This is a genomic window from Brachybacterium sp. HMSC06H03 (assembly GCF_001807385.1).
GTDB classification, from domain to species: domain Bacteria; phylum Actinomycetota; class Actinomycetes; order Actinomycetales; family Dermabacteraceae; genus Brachybacterium; species Brachybacterium conglomeratum.
Genome location: NZ_KV788855.1, coordinates 1 through 2,144 on the forward strand (window position 1 = coordinate 1; position 2,144 = coordinate 2,144).

Annotated in this window: 2 protein-coding genes; both read left to right on the forward strand. The window is 74.3% G+C overall.

Annotated features, from left to right (window positions below):
* Positions 1-101: 101 nt before the first annotated feature.
* Positions 102-1,838 carry a dihydroxyacetone kinase family protein gene (locus tag HMPREF3159_RS11135; protein ID WP_070501088.1) on the forward strand — a complete coding sequence of 579 codons (1,737 nt, stop codon included), beginning with the start codon at positions 102-104 and terminating at the stop codon, positions 1,836-1,838.
* A gap of 77 nt (positions 1,839-1,915) precedes the next feature.
* Positions 1,916-2,144 (forward strand): RpiB/LacA/LacB family sugar-phosphate isomerase (locus tag HMPREF3159_RS11140; RefSeq protein ID WP_141748190.1); only part of this gene is annotated, 229 nt, incomplete at its 3' end.

A 2,144-nucleotide genomic window follows, 5' to 3' on the forward strand; every position in this document is an offset into this window, starting at 1 on the left:
CCCGCGCCCGCCACCGCGCCCGCCGTGTCCGCCCGGCGCCGGCCCGACGGCCGCCGCACATGCCCCCATCCGCACCGACCCCGCCGATCCGGAGAGACCCGATGACCTACCTGTTCGATGACCCCCAGACCTTCCCCTCCGACGCCGTCGAGGGCCTGGTCGCCGCGCACCCCGAGGAGCTGCTGCGCGTCCACGGCGGCGTGGTGCGCGCGAAGCGGACCCCCGCCGGGCAGCCCGCGCTCGTCGTCGGCGGCGGGTCCGGCCACTACCCGGCCTTCGCCGGCTGGGTCGGCCCCGGCTTCGCCCACGGCGCGCCCTGCGGGAACATCTTTTCCTCGCCGTCCTCCGACCAGGTGTACTCGGTCGCGAAGAACGCCGAGAACGGCGGCGGCGTGATCCTCGGCTTCGGCCACTACGCCGGGGACGTGCTCCACTTCGGCGTCGCCGCCGAGAAGCTGCGCGCCGAGGGCATCGACGTGCGCATCGTCGCCGTCAGCGATGACATCGCCTCGGGCCGCGAGGGCGAGCACCGCGACCGCCGCGGCATCGCCGGCGACCTGCCCGTCTTCAAGGTCGCCGGGGCCGCGATCCAAGCCGGCGCCGACCTCGACGACGCCGAGCGCCTCGCCTGGAAGGCGAACGACGCCACCCGCTCCCTCGGCGTCGCCTTCGACGGCTGCACCCTGCCCGGTGCGGAGGACGCGCTCTTCCACGTCCCCGAGGGACGGATGGCGATCGGCCTGGGCATCCACGGCGAGCCCGGCATCGACGAGCAGCCCATGCCGAGCGCGAAGGAGCTCGCGAAGGTCCTGGTCGACGGCGTGCTCGGCGAGACCCCCGAGCTCGCCTCGGACCGCGTCGCCGTGGTGCTCAACGGCCTGGGAACCGTGAAGTACGAGGAGATGTTCGTGGTGTGGAAGCACGCCTCGCAGCTCCTGCAGGAGGCGGGCCTGACCATCGTGCGTCCCGAGGTGGGCGAGCACGTGACCAGCCTCGACATGGCCGGGCTGTCCCTGACCGTGATGCGCCTGGACGAGGAGCTCGAGCAGCACTGGCTCGCCGCCGCCGACGCCCCCGCCTTCCGTCGCGGCGGCACCGTCGAGGGCGACCTCGGCACCGAGCGCACCGAGATCTACACCCCCGGCGAGGACCCGATCCCGGACGCGTCCGACGAGTCGAAGGAGTCGGCGCAGCGGATCGCCGGGATCCTCGCCGACGTCGAGGCGCTGCTGGTCGAGCTCGAGCCGGAGCTCGGCCGGATGGACGCGATCGCCGGCGACGGCGACCACGGCCAGGGCATGATGTTCGGCGCGAAGGCCGCCCGCAGGGCCGCCGACCGGGTGATCGCCGGCGGCTGCGGCGCCCGCACCGTCCTCGTCCAGGCCGGTGCGGCCTGGTCCGCCGAGGCCGGCGGCACCTCCGGCGCGCTGTGGGGCGCGGCGCTGACCAGCCTCGGCAGCGCCTTCTCCGACGAGGCGCCCGTCTCCGGCGAGCACCTGCTCACCGGTCTGGTCCAGGCCGTCGAGGCCGTCGAACGGCTCGGCGGGGCGAAGCCCGGCGACAAGACCATGGTCGATGCGGCCGTGCCCTTCCGCGAGGCGATCGCTCTCGCCCAGGCCGCGGGCGCCGAGAAGGGCGACGGCGCCGCCGCCTCCGCCTCCCGGACGGTCGAGACCGCGGCGGCCCGCGCCGTCGAGGCGGCCGAGGCCACCGCGGACATCTCCGCGACCCTGGGCCGCGCCCGCAACCACGGCGACAAGTCCGTGGGCACCCCCGACCCCGGCGCGATCTCGTTCTCGAAGATCGTCACGCTGCTGGCCGAGAAGCTCTCGGCCTGACCGGGCCGCGGCACGTCACCGCGCCGCCGCCTCCGTCTCACCTGCACTTCCGTCATTCGTCACCGAAGGAGAAGATCATGGCTCTGACCATCGTCACCGGTTCCGACAACGCCGGCTACGGCCACAAGTCCGCGCTCAAGGAGCTGCTCGAGCAGGATCCCCGCGTCGGCAAGGTCATCGACGTGGGCGTGACCGGCCGCGAGGACGGCACCTACTACCCCAACGTCGCTGTCGAGGCGGCGGAGAAGATCGCCGCGGGCGAGGCGGACCGGGCGTTGCTGATCTGCGGCACGGGCCTGGGCGTCG